Annotated in this window: 16 protein-coding genes; 11 read left to right on the top strand and 5 right to left on the bottom strand. The window is 65.7% G+C overall.

Annotation, left to right across the window (positions count from 1 at the left end):
- Nucleotides 1-5 precede the first annotated feature (5 nt).
- From OO12_RS27455 to trxA, 7 genes are all read left to right on the top strand, one after another.
- Complete coding sequence (locus OO12_RS27455; RefSeq protein ID WP_200887431.1) at nt 6-158, top strand: type II toxin-antitoxin system CcdA family antitoxin; 153 nt, start codon at nt 6-8, stop codon at nt 156-158.
- Nucleotides 159-161: 3 nt separating this feature from the next.
- Nucleotides 162-605 (top strand): tRNA (adenosine(37)-N6)-threonylcarbamoyltransferase complex ATPase subunit type 1 TsaE, encoded by a 444-nt coding sequence (gene tsaE / locus OO12_RS09815; RefSeq protein ID WP_034158455.1) that lies wholly within the window; start codon nt 162-164, stop codon nt 603-605.
- Nucleotides 602-1,600 carry an aminoglycoside phosphotransferase family protein gene (locus OO12_RS09810; RefSeq protein WP_200887435.1) on the top strand — a complete coding sequence of 333 codons (999 nt, stop codon included), beginning with the start codon at nt 602-604 and terminating at the stop codon, nt 1,598-1,600. Before tsaE ends, OO12_RS09810 begins: the two co-directional genes overlap by 4 nt.
- A complete protein-coding gene (locus OO12_RS09805; protein WP_034158454.1) occupies nt 1,597-2,361 on the top strand; it encodes a nucleotidyltransferase family protein in 765 nt (254 codons plus the stop codon). The genes OO12_RS09810 and OO12_RS09805 overlap by 4 nt, the downstream gene beginning before the upstream one ends.
- A gap of 172 nt (nt 2,362-2,533) precedes the next feature.
- Complete coding sequence (addB, locus tag OO12_RS09800) at nt 2,534-5,503, top strand: double-strand break repair protein AddB (protein ID WP_034158453.1); 2,970 nt, start codon at nt 2,534-2,536, stop codon at nt 5,501-5,503.
- A complete protein-coding gene (gene addA, locus OO12_RS09795; protein WP_034158452.1) occupies nt 5,484-8,912 on the top strand; it encodes a double-strand break repair helicase AddA in 3,429 nt (1,142 codons plus the stop codon). Before addB ends, addA begins: the two co-directional genes overlap by 20 nt.
- A 48-nt stretch (nt 8,913-8,960) precedes the next feature.
- On the top strand, nt 8,961-9,284 hold the full coding sequence (gene trxA, locus OO12_RS09790) for a thioredoxin (RefSeq protein ID WP_034158451.1): 324 nt from the start codon (nt 8,961-8,963) through the stop codon (nt 9,282-9,284).
- 35 nt (nt 9,285-9,319) lie between these two features.
- Here trxA and OO12_RS29405 read toward each other — a convergent pair whose 3' ends face one another.
- From OO12_RS29405 to argJ, 4 genes are all read right to left on the bottom strand, one after another.
- The gene (locus OO12_RS29405) at nt 9,320-9,436 is read right to left on the bottom strand and encodes an SEC-C metal-binding domain-containing protein (RefSeq protein ID WP_443024563.1); all 117 of its coding nucleotides are present in this window, start codon (nt 9,434-9,436) and stop codon (nt 9,320-9,322) included.
- A 211-nt stretch (nt 9,437-9,647) separates the two neighbouring features.
- Complete coding sequence (locus OO12_RS09785; protein WP_034158450.1) at nt 9,648-10,553, bottom strand: glutathione S-transferase family protein; 906 nt, start codon at nt 10,551-10,553, stop codon at nt 9,648-9,650.
- 21 nt (nt 10,554-10,574) lie between these two features.
- Entirely contained in the window at nt 10,575-11,183 is a 609-nt protein-coding gene (locus tag OO12_RS09780) for a glutathione S-transferase family protein (RefSeq protein ID WP_034158562.1), read from the bottom strand.
- Nucleotides 11,184-11,188: 5 nt separating this feature from the next.
- Nucleotides 11,189-12,418 carry a bifunctional glutamate N-acetyltransferase/amino-acid acetyltransferase ArgJ gene (argJ, locus tag OO12_RS09775; RefSeq protein WP_034158561.1) on the bottom strand — a complete coding sequence of 410 codons (1,230 nt, stop codon included), beginning with the start codon at nt 12,416-12,418 and terminating at the stop codon, nt 11,189-11,191.
- A gap of 151 nt (nt 12,419-12,569) precedes the next feature.
- Here argJ and OO12_RS09770 point away from each other — a divergent pair, with 151 nt between their 5' ends.
- From OO12_RS09770 to OO12_RS27985, 3 genes are read left to right on the top strand one after another with little or no spacing between them, the layout of a single operon-like run.
- Nucleotides 12,570-14,171 (top strand): inorganic phosphate transporter, encoded by a 1,602-nt coding sequence (locus OO12_RS09770; protein ID WP_034158449.1) that lies wholly within the window; start codon nt 12,570-12,572, stop codon nt 14,169-14,171.
- Nucleotides 14,172-14,221: 50 nt separating this feature from the next.
- Nucleotides 14,222-15,190, top strand: a complete 969-nt coding sequence (locus OO12_RS09765) for a CorA family divalent cation transporter (protein WP_235364731.1) — start codon at nt 14,222-14,224, stop codon at nt 15,188-15,190.
- 36 nt (nt 15,191-15,226) lie between these two features.
- Nucleotides 15,227-15,463: a hypothetical protein gene (locus OO12_RS27985; RefSeq protein ID WP_152616339.1), complete on the top strand. Its 237-nt coding sequence runs from the start codon at nt 15,227-15,229 to the stop codon at nt 15,461-15,463.
- 316 nt (nt 15,464-15,779) lie between these two features.
- Here OO12_RS27985 and ppk2 read toward each other — a convergent pair whose 3' ends face one another.
- Nucleotides 15,780-16,730, bottom strand: a complete 951-nt coding sequence (gene ppk2, locus OO12_RS09760) for a polyphosphate kinase 2 (protein WP_034158448.1) — start codon at nt 16,728-16,730, stop codon at nt 15,780-15,782.
- Nucleotides 16,731-16,899: 169 nt separating this feature from the next.
- On the opposite strand from ppk2, the gene OO12_RS09755 reads away from it, so the two are divergent.
- Nucleotides 16,900-17,502, top strand: coding sequence for a TonB family protein (locus OO12_RS09755; RefSeq protein ID WP_082006446.1), 603 nt, complete (start codon nt 16,900-16,902; stop codon nt 17,500-17,502).
- Nucleotides 17,503-17,527 lie beyond the last annotated feature (25 nt).

Genomic DNA, 17,527 nt, shown 5'->3' with positions numbered 1-17,527 from the left:
GGGATATGAGCAAGTCGACGGTTCGCGAAACGCCTGTCTTTCGCCGACCGACCAATGTCTCGCTGGATGCTGCGTTGATCGGTGAAGCAAAAGAGCTGGGAATAAACGTTTCCCGCGCGTGCAGGGACGCGATCGATATGCTGCTGGCGGGACGCTGACGGATGCTGCCGCTGAACGGACCCGACGAAAGCCATTCATTTGGTGAGCGTCTGGCAGAGCTGGTGCAGCCGGGTGATGTCATCACGCTCGAAGGACCACTCGGCGCGGGCAAGACCAGCATCGCGCGGGGGTTGCTTGCCGCGCTTGGTCTGGCGGGTGAAGCGCCGAGCCCAAGCTTTGCGATCGTTCAGCCCTATGCTCCGCCCGAGGTGCGCATGCCGGTGCTGCATGTCGATCTCTATCGCATCGACGACCCGAACGAGATGGAGGAACTGGGGCTCGACGATGCCGCGTCCGATTCGCTGCTGATCGTCGAATGGCCCGAACGCGCTCCGGGATTCTGGCCCGATGCGCTGGCGCTCACCCTGCAGATCATGCCCGATGGCGCGCGCGCCTTGACAGCGCGGGTCCCGGCGGCATGGAGGGCGCGATGGCACCAGATATGAATCCCCCGGCCGCCGCGGCCGACTTTCTTCGCGGCATCGGTTGGGCGGAGGCATCGATCCTGCCGCTGGCGGGCGATGCGTCGTTCCGGCGTTACTTCCGCGTCGTCGATCATGATCGCAGCGCGGTGCTGATGGACGCGCCGCCGCCGCACGAGGATCCACGCCCGTTCATCGATATCGCGCGCTGGCTTGGCGAACGCGGGTTCGCCGCGCCGACGATCCATGGCATCGATCTCGACAATGGTCTCGTCCTGATCGAGGATTTTGGTGACGCCCGCATGCGCGAGACCGTCGATGCGGCGCCGGAAAGCGAGTTGCGGCTGTATGAGGCGGCGATCAACATCCTGATCCGGCTTCGCGATCACGAAGCGGGACCGCTGCCGGATTATAATCTCAGCGAATTGCACCGCGAGGTCGGCTTGCTGACCGAATGGTATTGCCCGGCGGTTGGCATCGAGGCCGATCTGCAGGGATATCGCGACGCCTGGGACGCAGTGTTCGGCGCAACGCTGACCGGCCCGCGCGTAACCGTGCTGCGTGACTATCATGCCGAGAATCTGATGCTGATCGGCGCCGCTGTCGAGGGCGGCAGCGAGACGCTGGGCCTGCTCGATTTCCAGGATGCGCTGGCGGGGCACCCGGCCTATGACCTTGTCTCGCTCTTGCAGGATGCGCGGCGCGACGTGCCGCCCGCGCTCGAGGCCGCGATGCTCGATCGTTATCGCCGCATCACCGGTGTGGGCGACGATTTCGACACCGCCTATCATGTGCTTGGCGCGCAGCGGAACGCGAAGATCGTCGGCATTTTCACGCGGCTGTGGAAGCGCGACGGCAAGCCGCGTTATCCCGGCATGTGCCCACGCGTCTGGCGCTATCTCGAACATGATCTGGCACATCCGGCGCTGGCACCGGTGGCAGCCTGGTTCGATACCAATATCCCTGCCGCATTGCGTGGTGATCCGATGACGCTGAGCCTCAAGGCACTTGGGCAATGAGCCTGAAAAAGCGAACGCTCGCGATCCGTCCCGATCCGGGTGGCGAGGTGCCCGAAACGGCCATGCTGATGGCGGCGGGATTGGGCAAGCGCATGCGCCCACTTACCGCGACCCGGCCCAAGCCCTTGGTCGAGGTCGGGGGCAAGGCGCTGCTCGATCATGTGTTCGACAAGCTGCGCGCCGCCGGGGTGAAACGGGCGGTGGTCAACGTCCATTATCTCGCCGACGCGTTGCAGGCGCATCTCGACAATCGCGTGAAGGGCATCGAGATCGTCGTGTCCGACGAACGCAAGCAGTTGATGGAAACCGGCGGCGGCATCGTCCAGGCGCGCGAACTGATCGGCGACAAGCCCTTCCTGGTGATCAATTCCGACAATCTGTGGATTGATGGACCGACCGATGCGATCCGCGCGCTCGCCGCGCGCTGGGACGATGACAAGATGGATGCGCTGCTGCTGCTCGTGCCGCAGGCGCGCGCGCATTGCCATACGGGGCAAGGCGACTTCCGTGTCGCGCCCGATGGGCGGATCATCGGCCGGCGTCAGCCGGGCAAGATCGCACCGTTCGTTTATACCGGCGTGCAAATCCTCTCGCCGCGCATCATCGCGGATTGGCCGGAAGGGCCGTTCTCGACCATGGTCTTCTGGGAACGCGCCATCGCCGCAGGGCGTGCATATGGGCTGGTGCATCAGGGGCTATGGTTCGATGTCGGCACGCCCGGGGCGATCGCCAAGACCGAAGCCATGCTCGCCGATGGGTGAGGGCGATAGGATGCAGACCCATGCTCTACGAGGTCGATATTCACCCCACCCGAAGGGCAGGTTGATCCAGGCGCGGTGGTACGTCGAGCCGTTCAACCGGGGGACAAGCCCCGGTTTTCACGGCTCTCCTTCCACGGCATCCCGGATCAACCTGTCTCGATCCTCGTAGAGCATGGGTCTGCATCCTCAGCCCACGCTCTACACGATCCCGGCGCACCGGGCCTTTGCCGATGCACTGGCAGCAGGCCTGATCCGGCGTTTCGGCGGGGAGACCATGGGGCTTGCCCGTGGCCTGGTCCTGCTGCCCAACAATCGCGCCAGGCGCGCACTGACCGATGCGTTCGTGCGCGCCAGCGGCGGCGGGCTGTTGCTGCCAAGGCTGGTGGCGATCGGCGATCCGTCGCTCGACGAAGCCGCGGGCGCCGCGATCGACCCGGCCGACGTACCGGAGCCGGTATCCCCTGCGGTTGCGCCGTTGCAGCGGCGCATGATCCTTGCCCGGCTGGTGTCGGAAGAACGCGTGCGCGCCGGACAGCCGGTCGACGCGGCCGAGGCGGTGCGGCTGGCCGGTGAGCTGGCACGGACGCTCGATCAGTTGCTGGTCGAGCAAGTCGACCCGCGCAAGCTGCGCGAGCTGGAACTGACGCAGGAACTGTCGGACCATTGGCAAAAGGCGCTGTCGCTGTTCGGTACCGTGCTCGACCGCTGGCCGGGAGAACTTGAAAAACTCAAGCGGATCGATCTTGCCGACCGCCGGTCGCGGTTGCTAGGGCGACTGGCCGATCGGTGGCGACACACCCCGCCTGCGGGGTTCGTCTGTGCCGCCGGCATCACCGACAGCGCGCCCGCCGTGGCCGGGCTGATGCGCTGCGTCTCGGAATTACCGCATGGCATGGTCGTACTTGCCGACCTCGCGCTCGATATGGATGAGCGCGAATGGCTGGCGCTGGGGCCGCATGCCCCCGATCCGGTGACTGGCCTGCGCCGCCGGTCGATCGAGACGCATCCGCAATTCCATCTGAAGCTGCTGCTCGAGCGGATGAGCGTCAACCGGAGCGAATTCACGTTGTGGCGCGAAGGCGGGGGGCATGACGCAACCATTGCGCGCGGCCGCGCCATCGCCAATGCGCTGGCTCCAGCTGAATTCACCGGCAAATGGACCACGCTCGACGCCGATCAGCGACGGCTGACGGGGATCGTGGCGGCTGAACTGGCGACGCCCGCCGAGGAAGCCCAGGCGGTGGCCCTGGCGCTGCGAGAAGTCCTGGAGACCGATGGCAAGACCGCCGCGCTGGTCACACCCGACCGCGCCCTGGCGCGCCGGGTGGCCGCGCATCTCGACCGCTGGGGAATCGAGATCGACGATACCGCCGGGCGGCCTTTGTCGATCCTGCCATCGGGGACCTTGCTCACCGCGCTGGCCGAGGCGGCGGTGCAGCGTTTTGCGCCACTCGCGTTGCTGGCTTTGCTCAAGCACCCGTTGGTGCGCTTCGGCGAAGGACGGACGGCATGGCTGGATGGCGCGCGCAGTCTCGACCGGGTGCTGCGCGGTCCCCGGCCGGCGGCGGGGCTGGCGGGAATCGATACGCATCTGGCCGACGCACCCGATCGCGAAGCGAAACGGCGTGCCGAAGCCGCCGTCTGGTGGCCGCAAGCGCGCGCGTTGCTCGCGCCGATCGAGGGGCTGTTCGGTGGTGGAGCCCAGCCGCTGCCGATGATGATCGCAGCGTTGCGCGAAACGGCGCAGGCGCTGTGTGGTGACGCACTATGGGGCGGTCCCGCGGGGCGCGCCGCCGCGGAGCTGCTTGCCGAACTGGAAGCGCAGGCGGGATCAGGCCCGGCGATGGTCGAGCCGGAGAGTCTCGCGCCCTTGCTCAAGACCCTGATGGACGAAGTCGCGGTGCGGCCGCCACAGGGCGGGCATCCACGTCTGGCGATCTATGGTTTGATCGAAGCGCGCTTGCAGACCGCCGATCTGATGATCCTGGGCGGCCTGAACGAAGGCACCTGGCCGGGGCAGCCCGCGCCCGATCCCTGGCTTGCGCCGCGCATCAGGAGCGAACTTGGCTTGCCGGGCCTGGAACGGCGTGTCGGCATTTCCGCGCATGATCTGGCTGGAGCATTGGGTGCGCCGGCCGCTTTGCTGACCCGTGCCCGCCGTGACGCCAAGTCGCCTGCGATCGCGTCGCGTTTCTGGTTGCGGCTACAGGCACTGGCGGGTGAGCGGTTCGAGCGCGCCGTCGCGCTGGAAGGCTGGACTCGCGCACTCGATGATCCGGGCGAGCACGTGCCCGAGACGCAGCCCGCGCCATCGCCGCCCGCCGAACTGCGCCCCAAACGCATCGCTGTGACGGATGTCGACCGGTTGAAGGCCGACCCTTACGCCTTTTACGCCAAGCGTATCCTGCGGCTGATGCCGCTCGATCCGGTTGATGCCGATCCGAGCGCGGCGTGGCGTGGCAGTGCGGTGCACGAAGTGCTGGAGATGTGGGCGCGCGAAGATCAATGCGATCCGGCGAAGCTCCACGCCCGCGCGCTGACCATGCTCGCCGATGCGCACCCTTTGATGCAGGCGCTGTGGCAACCGCGGTTGATGGAAGCGATCGACTGGATCGTCGAGGAAACCGCGCGCCATGTCGCCGATGGCCGGATGCTGGTCGCGGTCGAACAGGATGGCAAATGCGAGATTGCCGGGGTCGAGCTGACCGGCAAGTTCGACCGGGTCGACCGGCTCGCGGCGGGTGGTCTGGCGATCATCGATTATAAGACCGGCAAGCCGCCCTCGGCGGCGGCGGTCGCGGAAGGCTATAGCTTGCAGCTTGGCTTGCTTGGGCTGATCGCGGAACGCGGCGGTTTCCCCGATGCGAAGGGCAGGGCGGACGCGTTCGAATATTGGTCGCTGTCGCGCAAGAACGGCAAGTTCGGCTATATCGAAAGCCCGGTCGATCCTGACGGCAAGCGTAACCGCATCGTCACGGCCGACTTCACCACCGTCGCCGCGCGCAATTTTACCGAGGCGGTGCGCGAATGGCTGACCGGCGACGCGCCGTTCACCGCCAAGCTTCATCCCGAATATGCGCCATACGCCGATTATGATCAGCTGATGCGCCGCGACGAATGGTATGGCCGTGAGCGCGGATAACCGCCCGCTTCCAGTCCTCAAGGACAATCAGGCGCGGGCGAGCGACCCGCGCGCGCATGTCTGGCTGTCGGCGTCGGCGGGCACGGGCAAGACCCAGGTTCTCGCCGCGCGCGTGTTCCGGCTGTTGCTGCAAGGGGTCGATCCCGGCGCGATCCTGTGCCTGACCTTCACCAAGGCCGGGGCGGCGGAGATGGCCGGGCGGATCAGCCAGCGGCTCGCCGCCTGGGTGCGCATGCCGAAATCGGCCTTGTTCAGCGATTTGAACGCGCTGGGCGAGAAGCCCGACGATGCGCTGGCCGAACGGGCGCGGACCTTGTTCGCCAAGGTGCTCGATGCGCCGGGTGGCGGCATCCGCATCCAGACCATCCACGGCTTTTGCCAAAGCTTGCTCGCGGCCTTTCCGATCGAGGCCGGATTGGTGCCAGGTTTCCGCCCGCTCGAGGCGCGCGAGGAATCGGTGCTGGCGCGCGAGGCGCTGGCCGAGATGCTGGTCGATGCGAGCCAGCACGCGATCGATACCGTCGGCGCGCTGAGCCTCAGGCTGGGCGAAGGCGAGGCGGAGAATTTCCTGCGCGATTGCGCCCGGTCGCTGGCCGCGTTGCAGCAATTGCCGATCGATCTGCAATCGTTCCTGCGCCGCGAGCTGGACTTGCCCGAAGGCGATATCGAGTTGGCGATCGCCGAGGCGTGCGACGACAGCGTGTTCGATCATGAAACGCTCGATGCGATCGGCGGCTTCAACGCCAGCTGGGCCACCAAGAGCGGGCTGGAGCGCGCTGGATTGGTCTCGGCCTGGCTCGATCGTTCGCCGGTCCAGCGCGCCGCGACGCTGGGCGAGCTCAACAAGATCTGGGCCAAGGCCGATCTCGACATCCGCTCGTTTGGCAAAGGGCAGGCGCCGCAGGATCCCGATTATGCCGATCTCGCGACCGGCATGTACGACTATTGCGCCAGCCTGCTGCAGATGCGCGTGCGCGGCGCTTATGCCGATTTGCTCGCTGATGCGCTGAGCGTCGGGCGCGATTATGCCAATGCCTATGCGCTGGCCAAGCGCCGCGTCGGCGCGGTCGATTTCGACGATCTGATCCATTCGGTGGTCGAACTGCTCGCGCAGCCGGGCATGGGCGAATGGGTGCGTTACAAGCTCGACCAGGTCACCGAGCATATCCTGATCGACGAAGCGCAGGACACCAATCCGCGGCAATGGGCGATCGTCGCGGCGCTGGCCGAGGAGTTCTTTGCCGGCCTTGGCGTGCATGGCGAGCGAGTCCGCACGCTGTTCACGGTCGGCGATTACAAACAGGCGATCTTCGGCTTTCAGGGCACCGACCCGATCTTCTTCCGCGCCGCCGAACAGCGTTTTCTGACCAAGGCGGAGGCGGTCGGTGACGATGGCGTGCCGTTCGAGCGGCTGTCGCTCACCGCTTCGTTCCGCTCGACCCGGCCGGTGCTGGAGTTCGTCGATGCCGCGATCGATGCGATTGGTGACCCGGGGCTGGGCGAGATTGCCGATCGTGAACTCCATGCGAGTGAAGTAGCCGGCCCCGGCACCGTGACCTTGTGGCCGCCGGTCGTGACGGGCGGCAGCGAGGAGGATGCCGAGGGGTGGATTCCCGACGCGACCCGTGCGCTCGCCGCGCAGATCGCGCGTGCGGTGAAGGACTGGCTCTACGGCCCGGTCCCGCTGATGCTGGAAAGCAAGGGGCGCGCGCTCAGGCCCGAGGATGTGATGATCCTGGTCAAGCGGCGCGGCGAGCTCGCATCGCTGATCGTCGCGCGGCTTTATGCCGAGGGCGTGCCGGTCGCCGGGGTCGACCGCTTGCGCCTCAATGCGCCGCTCAGCGTGCAGGATCTGCTCGCGGCGATCCGCTTCGTGCTGCAACCGGGCGACGACCTGTCGCTGGCTAGCCTGCTCGTCTCGCCGCTGATTGGGTGGAGCCAGGACGATCTGATGACCGCCGCGCCGCGTGGTTCGGGCAGTTTGTGGGCGCATTTGCGCCGCACTCAGCCGGTCGGGCGACTGACGCCGCTGCTCGCGATGCTGGCGCGGGCGGACATTGCCACGCCTTATCGCTTCCTGGAGGAATTGCTCTCGGGTCCGCTCGATGGACGGCGCAAGATGCTGCGCCGGCTGGGGCAGGAAGCGCGCGATCCGATCGAGGAGTTGCTCAACGCCGCGCTCGATTTCGAGACGCAATCCACGCCGTCGCTGCAGCGCTTCCTCGACTGGTTCGATCGCGGCGATGTCGAGATCGTGCGCGATCCGTCGGCGCCGCTCGACGCGGTGCGGGTGATGACCGCGCATGGCGCCAAGGGGTTGCAGGCGCCGCTGGTCATCCTCGCCGATGCGACCGCTGATCCGTCGCGTACGCCGGCGCGGGTGCTGAAATGGGCGCCCGATGGCGGCCCAAGTGGTGGGGATGCCTTTCCGATCTTCCGGCCGCGCGCCGCCGAGATTGGTGGGCCGCTGACCGAGCTGGTCGAGCGGACGTCGCGGCGCGAGCTGGAGGAGCATTGGCGGCTCTTCTACGTCGCTGCGACCCGTGCCGAGGAGCGATTGATCGTGGCGGGGGCGCTCGGGCCGATGGCCAAGGGCGTGCCGCCCGAGGCGAGCTGGTACGCCGCGTCGCATCGCGCCTTTACCGCGCTCGGCATCGAAGCGTCGGAGGAGGCGCGCAGCTATGCCGGGCGTGTGCCGCAACGCCCCGTCGCTTTGGACAAAAGGGCTGCCGAAGGCCGTGCGTCGGCGGTCGACTTGCCCGGCTGGACGAGGCGAAAAGCGCCGATCGAGGCACGACCGCCACGGCCACTCGCCCCCTCGTCACTGGGTGAGGACGTCGTCGCCGATCCGCCGCCATCGCCGGTCATGCGTCTGGCGGCGGAGCGCGGGCGGCTGATCCATGCCTTGTTCGAGCGTTTGCCGGCCGTGGCGGCGGAGCAGCGCGCAACGGTGGCCGAGCGCTGGCTGGAGGGCGCTGGTGGCGTCGAGTCTGCCGCCGATCGCGCCGCCATCACCAGGATCGTGCTCGCGGTGCTCGACGACCCGCGCTTCGCCGATCTGTTCGGCCCGGACTCGCTTGCCGAAGCGCCGATTGCCGCGGTCGTGGCCGATGGCGTGGTGGTGTCGGGCACGGTCGATCGGCTGTTGGTCACCGGTGACAGCGTGCGGGTGATCGATTTCAAGACCGGGCGGCATGCGCCGGCAACGCTGGCGGACATTCCACCATATCATCTGCGCCAGATGGCAGCCTATGGCGCGGCGCTCGCGGCGATCTTTCCGGATCGTACGATCGACATGGCCTTGCTCTACACGGCAGGCCCTGTGCTGTTCGATTTGCCGCCGAACCTGCTCGAAACGCACAAGCCGGGCTATGCCGCGCCGGAGCAAAGCTTGATCCAGGGTGCTTGAGCGGACCCAACGCCTTCCCTAAATTAGTGACAACAAGGAGATACCATCATGGCCACCAAACAGATTACCGATTCGAGCTGGGACGCGGACGTCCTCAAGGCCGACGGGCCCGTGCTCGTCGATTTCTGGGCGGAATGGTGCGGACCGTGCAAGCAGATCGGGCCGAGCCTGGAGGAGATTTCCGATGAGCTGGGCGGGCAAGTGACGATCGCCAAGCTCAACATCGACGACAATCCCGACATCGCCGCGCAAATGGGCATTCGCAGCATCCCGATGCTCAAGCTGTTCAAGGGCGGCGCACCGGTCGCCGAACTGCTTGGCGCGCGTCCGAAGAGCCAGCTCAAGGCCTGGCTCGAGAACGAACTCGACTGATCCGGATTTCCCCGGGCCTCGCGGCCCGGGGACGATCATCTAGTCGCGCCAATAATCATGGCGCCCGGCCCCATCGAAAGCGCCCCGTGACGAGGCAGCAGCGCTTGAAACCGCAAGCCTGAGCCGCACGGGCACGGATCGTTCCGGCCCAGTTTCTCAATCAGATGCTTGTCGCCATGGACGATACGAACGCCGCGTTTGACGTTCGTCTCGGACGGGAAACCCTTACGCCGCTTGCTGATGATCTCGAAAGCAGGGCAGGTCGGCGCGATCGTTGGTAATGCGTGGCATGTCGGCCTCCTTTGATTGGCGCCATGACCGGCGCGCGGTCGCCATGCCGGTTTTCACCGCTGTGGTAAAGGATCAGCCGGGCAGCACGATCTGTCCGATACGCGGGAAATGCACCGCGACGGTGCCGACGCGCGGATCGTCGCGCAGCACCACCACGTCGCGCGCGGTCAGCCGCACCAACGTGCCGGCGACCAGGTCGGCGCCCGGGTCTTCGGTGCGCACGACGACCGATTGACCGGCGGTGAAGCCGCTATCCTGATCGACCCGCTCGGCGACCATCGGCTCGGCATCCCGCGCCACATCGAGCGCTTCCTGCGCGGTCATGTCGCTGGGTGAGCCATGGCCGATCGCCTCGACCCGGGCGATCCATGCCGCAACGTGCGGGAAGGGCGCGGTGCGCGATCCCTTCAGGCCGAAATTGCCCTGGAACCACACATTCATCCCCGCCGCGCAATCGGCATAGCCCGGCGCGTCGCCACCCAGGAAAGCGCGGCCATCGGACAGCGCGTCGTCGATCCGCGCCAGCCAGCCATTGAACTGCGCGGTCAGATGCGGCGCCCCCTTCTTCACCCGGTCGCGGTCGAAGCCGAACAGCTTCTTGCGATCCTCGAAGAATTCATCGTCGATCCGGTCGATGAACGGCGCCATCGCCGATCCGACCGCCTGGCTGAAGGTGGCGCCGCCCGCCTGCAGCGCGACCAGCGCGCCAAGCTGACCGAGCGGTGCCGGGAACAGGCTGGGCTCGGGCTGAACTGCCTCGATCGCGTCGATCGCGATCGCCGAATCGCAATAGATGTCCGCGCCGATCTGGAACACCGGGGTCTTGCGATAGCCACCGGTCAGGGGCGTCAGGTCGGGCTTGGGCGCGATGTTCGGGATCGTCACCGATTTCCACGCCAGGCCCTTGATGCCGAGAGCGAGACGGAGCAGCTCGCTATAGGGTGACGTCTGATAGTGATGCAGGATCAGGTCGGCCATGCGGAACTCCGATGAGCAGGATCAGGTGAGCGGAATCATCACGATTTCGGCATAGTGCGGCCGCGCCTTGAGCCGCTCATACCAGGCCGCGACATTCGGCATATCCGGCCGGTCGATCGCAAGCGCGAACCATGAGTGGATATAGACGCCCATGGGCACGTCGCCGATGCCGAACCGGTCGCCCGACAGCCAGGATTGCCTGCCGAGCGTGGTTTCCAGAATGGGGATCAGCTGATTGGCTTTGGCGGCCGATTGTTCGATCGCCGCCTGATCCCGATCCGCCGGAGCGGTGCGGATCAGCCCGTGAAATGCCCGATGCTGTGCGCTGGAAAAGGTGAACTGCCAGTCCATCCATTTGTCGCTTTGCGCTCGTTCGACCGGATCCTGCGGCCACAAATCGGGTGCATAACGGGCGGCAAGATAGCGCAGGATCGCATTCGATTCCCAGAGCACCACGCCGTCATCCTCGATCGTCGGGATCAGCGCATTGGGGTTGAGCGCCCGATAGGCGTCGTCCATGCCGAATTGCCCGCCGACATCGTGGCGCACGTGCGGCATGCCGATTTCCGCCGCCAGCCACGCGACCTTTTTCACATTGTGCGAATTGAGCCGGCCCCAGATCGTCAACATCCGCATCAGCTCCGATAATCGCCGTTGATCGAGATATAGCCGTGCGTCAGGTCGCACGTCCAAACCGTTGCGCGGCCTTCGCCAAGGCCAAGGTCAACGCCGATATCGATGTCGCTGCCCTTCAGATGCGCCGCGACCGGCGCTTCGTCATAGCCAGTGACGGCCAGTCCATCGCGCGCGACCTGGGTTTCGCCGAAGCGGATCGCGAGCCTGTCGCGTTCGGCCGGTTCGCCGGCCTTGCCGACCGCCATGACCACGCGGCCCCAATTGGCGTCCTCGCCGGCGATGGCGGTCTTCACCAGCGGCGAGTTGGCGATCGACAAGGCGATGCGGTGTGCGCTGGCATCGCTCTCCGCGCCGGTCACGTCGATGGTGATGAACTTCGACGCGCCTTCACCATCGCGCACCACGAGATGCGCCAGCTGACGGCATAGATCGGCCAGCGCGGCGCGGAAGGCGTCGGCGCCCGCATCCTCATCGCTGGCCAGCGCGGCATTGCCCGCCGCGCCGGTGGCAAAGGCCAGCACCGTATCGCTGGTCGAGGTGTCGCTATCGACCGTGATGCAGGAAAAGGTCGCGCGATTGGCATCGCTCAGCGCGGCTTGCAGGAACGCCGGATCGACCGCGGCGTCGGTGAAGATGAAACCAAGCATCGTCGCCATGTCGGGCATGATCATGCCCGACCCCTTGATGATGCCGACCAGGCTGACCGTGCGGCCATCGACGATCGCGGTGGTGACCGCCGCCTTGGCGAAGGTGTCGGTGGTCATGATCGTCGCGGCGGCGTCTTCCCAGCCGCACGGTTCGGCGGTGAAGGCGGCGGCAAGCCCGGCCTCCGACTTGTCGATCGGCAGCGGGACGCCGATCACCCCAGTCGAGGCGAGAAACACGTCCGAGGGCTGGCACCCGAGGTGTTGCGCGGCGCGCGCGGCGAGATTCTCCACCGCGGCGCGTCCGCGATCGCCGGTGAAGGCATTCGAATTGCCCGCATTGACCACCAGTGCACGCGCCTGGCCCAAGGTGAGCGCCTTGCGGCACCATTCCACCTCGGGTGAGGGGCAGCGGCTCTGCGTCAGCACGCCGGCCACGGCCGTGCCCGGGTCAAGCGTGACATAAGTCAGGTCGCAGCGGTCCCAGGTCTTGTAGCGCGCGCGTGCGATGCGCAGCGTGACGCCGGGGATGACGGGGAGCGCGGGGAATCCGGCCGGGGCGAGCGGGGAGACAGGGGACGTCATGCGCACCCCATAACCATGATTACCAAAGAGGTCACCGCAGGTTTCGTCGCCATCGCATTTATGATGGTCACCCGGCCCGCGCATCCGACCGACATGTGCGTGTCACAACCCGATTGTACCCCAAAAGCCGAACGATAAAGGCCGCGCTCCCATGAACGCAACGATCGCCGCAGAACCGCCCCAGGCACGGCCCGACCTCGACAAGGGGCTGGGGATCGCCGGAAAACTGGGCTTTGGCGCCGCTGTCCTCGCCGCGCTGCTTTATGTCGCATACAGCGTTTACGCCGATGCCAGCGCGGTCGGGGTCGAGGCGACGACCTATCTGCCCTTCATCCTGTTGTTCATCGCGCTGCTGATCGCGCTCGGCTTCGAATTCGTGAACGGGTTTCACGACACCGCCAATGCGGTCGCGACGGTCATCTATACCAACGCGATGCCGGCCAATGTGGCGGTGGTGTGGTCGGGCTTCTTCAATTTCCTCGGCGTCCTGTTGTCGACCGGCGCGGTGGCGTTCGGCATCGTTTCGCTGCTGCCGGTCGAACTGATTCTGCAAGTCGGCTCCAATGCCGGGTTCGCCATGGTCTTCGCGCTGCTGATCGCGGCGATCGCGTGGAACCTGGCGACCTGGTGGCTGGGCATCCCGTCCTCCTCGTCGCACACCCTGATCGGATCGATCATCGGCGTCGGCGTCGCCAATGCGATGATGCACGGCAAGAGCGGCACATCGGGCGTCGATTGGTCCAAGGCGGCCGAGATCGGCCAGGCGTTGCTGATCTCGCCGCTGGTCGGCTTTGGCATCGCGGCGCTGCTGTTCCTCGCGATGAAGCTGCTGATCCGCAACAAGGCGCTGTATCAGGAGCCGCAGCCCGGCGTGCCGCCGCCCTTGTGGATTCGCAGCTTGCTGATCTTCACCTGCACCGGCGTCAGTTTCGCGCATGGCTCGAACGATGGGCAAAAGGGCATGGGCCTGATCATGCTGATCCTGATCGGCACGGTGCCGACCGCTTACGCGCTGAACCGCGCGGTGCCGGCCAAATATTCGGCCGATTTCCACACCAATTCAGTCGTCGCGACCGATGCGCTGGGCGGGCGTCCGACGAGCGCGTCGCCCGGGGCGGCGCGCAAGGTCGTGACCGTCTATATTGCCGACAAGAAATTCACCCCTGCCACGGTCCCGGCGCTCGCCACGCTGATCGGCGATGTCGACCGGCAGGTCGCGGAATATGGCTCGTTCACCAAGGTCCCGGCGGCGGCGGTGGGCAATATCCGCAACGACATGTATCTCGCGTCCGAGGCGATCAAGCGGCTCAACAAGGATAAGGCGGGCACGCTGTCCGAGGCGAACCGCCAGACCCTGACCAGTTACAAGGCGTCGCTCGATGCCGGCACGCGCTTCATTCCGATCTGGGTCAAGATCGCCGTCGCCTTCGCGCTCGGCCTCGGCACGATGGTTGGCTGGAAGCGGATCGTCGTCACGGTGGGTGAAAAGATCGGCAAGACCCATTTGACCTATGCGCAGGGCGCGTCGGCCGAGCTGGTCGCAATGGGCACGATCTTCGGCGCCGACCATCTCGGCCTGCCCGTGTCGACCACGCACGTGCTGTCGTCGGGCGTCGCGGGCACGATGGCGGCGAACGGATCGGGGCTGCAGATGAGCACGATCCGCAACATGCTGATGGCCTGGGTCCTGACGCTGCCGGTCTCGATCGCGCTCGCTGGCGGCCTCTACATGCTCTTCTCGCAGATATTATAGGGGAGGGCAGGGCCACGCCCGACACGCGCGAGACGCTCATTCCCGGTTTCATGCCCTTTGGCGGCATGCGGCCGGGGCTGATCTGGGGGCTGGATTTCACGCCATCGGGCAGCCTTGCGGTCGAGACATGCGACGCCCCGCAGCCCGGGGCATTGCGCTGGCTTCACCTCAATCTTGCCGATCACGGCACGCGCACCTGGATCGACGGCGCGCCGCTGCCGGTCGATGTCCGCGAATTACTGCTGTCGCCCGACACGCATCAGCGCGCACTGGTCGATGGCGATACGGTCGGCTGCGTGCTGCATGATTTCGAGCGCGATTTCGACGTCGCCGACACGGCCCGGATCGGCGCATTGCGCATCGCGCTGACCCCGACGCTGATCCTCACCACCCGGTCGCACCCGATCCGGTCGGCGGATATCGTGCGCCAGCGCCTGGAGCGGCTTCCGGCGCTGGGTGGCCCGGCGGCGGCGCTTGATCTGCTGGTCGGCGCGATCACCGAGAATGTCTCGGGGATCAGCCGCACCCTGAGCGACGATGTGCGGGTCGCGGAGGACGCGCTGCTCGACGGGCATCATCCGCCGACCCCGCGCGACCTGATCGGTATCCGCCGGCGCATCGCGCAGCTTCACCGGCTGCTCGGCGGCATGCGCGACGTCTTCCACCGGCTGGAGGAGGATGAGGAATTGCCCGAAGCCTTGCTCCCCACGGTAGAAAAGCTGGTCCAGCGGCTGCAATCGCTCGATGGCGATGTCATTGCCGTGCAAGGGCAATTACGCCTGTTGCGCGAAGAGCTGGATATTCAGGCGGCGCAGCGCACCAACCAGAATCTCTACATCCTGTCGATCATGACCGCCCTGATGCTGCCCGCGACGCTGGTCACCGGCATTTTCGGGATGAATACCGGCGGCATGCCGCTGGCATCGCCGATCGGGACGGCAGGGGCCACCGCGCTGGCGCTCGGCGCGGCGGTGGCGACGTATCTGCTGCTGCGCTGGCTGGGCTTCATGCGGCGATAAGGGGCGCTCGACACAGGGGCGGAGCATGGGGATCGGATGCCCTTTGTTCCGCTGGAACGGGCACGTGATTATGGTGTTCGTCATGTGAAAGAGCGGGACGGCGATGGCGAGGCGCTGTCCGGGAGTGTTGCTAACGGATCGATCGGCGGGGTTGAATCGATGAGGTCATGCCGGATCCGAAGCAATGCGACTTCCGGTGCGCCGCCGTCGGCGGTCAAACTCCCGCAGCTGCGGGAGTTGTTGCGGGAGTTTCTGGGGGAAAATGCTTTTTGAGGGTTCTGCGGGAGTCTGCGGGAAAAGCTGCGGGAGTTTTGATGGATCCGCACGGGAGTTTTTCGAGGTCCTTGCGGGAAAATCGGGAAAGATCCGGGGTGGGTGTCATCGTCTGAGCGCTTTCCGGTTCGGCTGATTCAAATCGCCGGTCGAATGGGTTTTATCCGTGACGCGCAACGCTGCGTCGGAGAACCGGCATGACGACATCAGAGGGCGAGTTGAATCGGGCCGACATGCGGATTCGCCCGAAGTTCAGCGGAGACATTCAACGGAGGCATTCAACGGAGACTGGGCGCGCGCAACGCCGTGGAGACGGTCAGCCCGTCGCGCCCGATCCGCCCTGATACCGATCCGGCACGTGCAGTTCGGCCGGCACCGGGTGGCGGATATAATCGTCGTGCCGCACCCGGTCGGGCAGGGTGACGGGCGCCTTGGGAACATCGCCATAGGGAATTTGATCGAGCAGATGCGCGATGCAGTTCAGCCGGGCCTTTTTCTTGTCGACCGCTTCCACCACCCACCATGGCGCTTCGGCGATATGCGTGCGTTCCAGCATCGCTTCCTTGGCGCGGGTATAATCCTCCCAGCGACGGCGCGATTCGACGTCCATCGGCGAGAGTTTCCACTGTTTGAGCGGATCATGGATGCGCATGTTGAAGCGAAACTGCTGTTCTTCGTCAGTGATCGAGAACCAGTATTTCAGCAGGATGATGCCGGAGCGCACCAGCATCCGTTCGAATTCGGGCACCGAACGGAAGAACTCCTCGCATTCCTCCTCGGTGCAGAAGCCCATCACGCGTTCGACCCCGGCGCGATTGTACCAGCTGCGGTCGAACAGCACGATCTCGCCCGCTGCCGGAAGGTGCGCGGCGTAACGCTGGAAATACCATTGGCTCCGCTCGCGTTCATTGGGGGCGGGCAGCGCCGCCACGCGGCAGACGCGCGGGTTGAGCCGCTGAGTGATGCGTTTGATCGCGCCGCCCTTGCCGGCGGAATCGCGGCCCTCGAAAATGATCACGACCTTCAGGCCCTTGTGCTGGACCCAGTCCTGCAGCCGGACCAGTTCATGCTGGAGGCGGAACAGCTCGCGGAAATAAACCTGCCGTTCGACCTGTTCGCGATCGGGGTGATCCGACAGGTCGGCGAGCAATGTCTCGAGCCGGCTTTCGTCGATCTCCATCTCCAGTTCCTCATCGAAACTGTCGGCGATCTCCTGCTTGATACGGTCCATTTCGGCCGAGGAGCGGGGATCGAACGTGAACGCCATGATGAGTGTCCATATCGTGGACCTCCTCACTGGCGGATGGCTGTGACAGCTGTGTGACCTGCCGCCACCGGGGCAAGACTCAGCCTGGGCGGAAGAAGTACAGAGGAGATGGACGACGCGGTATCCAGCCCATAGAAAGCTGGCGAAGAGGGCACGGGGGGAGGCATCGATGATGTCATTTGCGATCATGATGGCATTGCTGGCACCGGTAGCGCCGGCCAGCGAGCCCGAGCCGCTGGGTTTGCTCAATCTCATTGGACCCGGGGACTATCCGGCGTTCGCCCTGCAAAAGGGTGAGTCGGGCATTGTCTCGATAGAACTGCAAGTGTCCGCTCGGGGGGCGCCAACAAGCTGTACCGTGACGGAGACCAGCCGATCTTTCGGGCTCGATGCCACTTCGTGCAAGCTGGCGATGCAGCGCCTGCGATTCAAACCAGCGCGCGATGCAGCCGGGACACCGGTTTCGGGCATGTTCCGAACCGTGCTGAGCTGGTCGCTCGGCGACGCGGAATATCCCGTCGGTTTCGCATCGACCCTGGCGGTCCTCAAGCTGCCGTCGGACTATAGCCGCCCGGTCAAGCTGAGGCTCGAATTCGATGCGATGGGCCATAACGATGCCTGCCATGTCACCGAATCAAGCGGCAGCGCAGCGCTCGATCAGATCGGGTGTCGCCAATCCATACGGGAAACGGTCATCGCGCCGCCAAAATCCGGATCACGGGTTGCCGCTCGCGCGGTTCGGTACATGACGCTGACGTTCGTTACGAGATGATCGCTCCATAGCGGTTACGGGAAAT

It is taken from the genome of Sphingomonas sp. ERG5 (assembly GCF_000803065.1).
Classification (GTDB): domain Bacteria; phylum Pseudomonadota; class Alphaproteobacteria; order Sphingomonadales; family Sphingomonadaceae; genus Sphingomonas.
This window is presented reverse-complemented; position numbering and strand designations above follow the sequence as displayed.

Bases quoted from the DNA above. Each gene is read 5' to 3' on its own strand.
- tsaE (WP_034158455.1), top strand. From the start codon at position 162: ATGCTGCCGCTGAACGGACCCGACGAAAGCCATTCATTTGGTGAGCGT.
- addA (WP_034158452.1), top strand. From the start codon at position 5,484: ATGGCCGTGAGCGCGGATAACCGCCCGCTTCCAGTCCTCAAGGACAAT.
- argJ (WP_034158561.1), bottom strand. From the start codon at position 12,418: ATGACGTCCCCTGTCTCCCCGCTCGCCCCGGCCGGATTCCCCGCGCTC.
- OO12_RS09805 (WP_034158454.1), top strand. From the start codon at position 1,597: ATGAGCCTGAAAAAGCGAACGCTCGCGATCCGTCCCGATCCGGGTGGC.
- OO12_RS09770 (WP_034158449.1), top strand. From the start codon at position 12,570: ATGAACGCAACGATCGCCGCAGAACCGCCCCAGGCACGGCCCGACCTC.
- trxA (WP_034158451.1), top strand. From the start codon at position 8,961: ATGGCCACCAAACAGATTACCGATTCGAGCTGGGACGCGGACGTCCTC.
- OO12_RS09755 (WP_082006446.1), top strand. From the start codon at position 16,900: ATGATGTCATTTGCGATCATGATGGCATTGCTGGCACCGGTAGCGCCG.
- OO12_RS09780 (WP_034158562.1), bottom strand. From the start codon at position 11,183: ATGTTGACGATCTGGGGCCGGCTCAATTCGCACAATGTGAAAAAGGTC.
- OO12_RS09810 (WP_200887435.1), top strand. From the start codon at position 602: ATGAATCCCCCGGCCGCCGCGGCCGACTTTCTTCGCGGCATCGGTTGG.
- OO12_RS27455 (WP_200887431.1), top strand. From the start codon at position 6: ATGAGCAAGTCGACGGTTCGCGAAACGCCTGTCTTTCGCCGACCGACC.
- addB (WP_034158453.1), top strand. From the start codon at position 2,534: ATGGGTCTGCATCCTCAGCCCACGCTCTACACGATCCCGGCGCACCGG.
- ppk2 (WP_034158448.1), bottom strand. From the start codon at position 16,730: ATGGCGTTCACGTTCGATCCCCGCTCCTCGGCCGAAATGGACCGTATC.
- OO12_RS27985 (WP_152616339.1), top strand. From the start codon at position 15,227: ATGCCCTTTGTTCCGCTGGAACGGGCACGTGATTATGGTGTTCGTCAT.
- OO12_RS09785 (WP_034158450.1), bottom strand. From the start codon at position 10,553: ATGGCCGACCTGATCCTGCATCACTATCAGACGTCACCCTATAGCGAG.
- OO12_RS09765 (WP_235364731.1), top strand. From the start codon at position 14,222: ATGCCCTTTGGCGGCATGCGGCCGGGGCTGATCTGGGGGCTGGATTTC.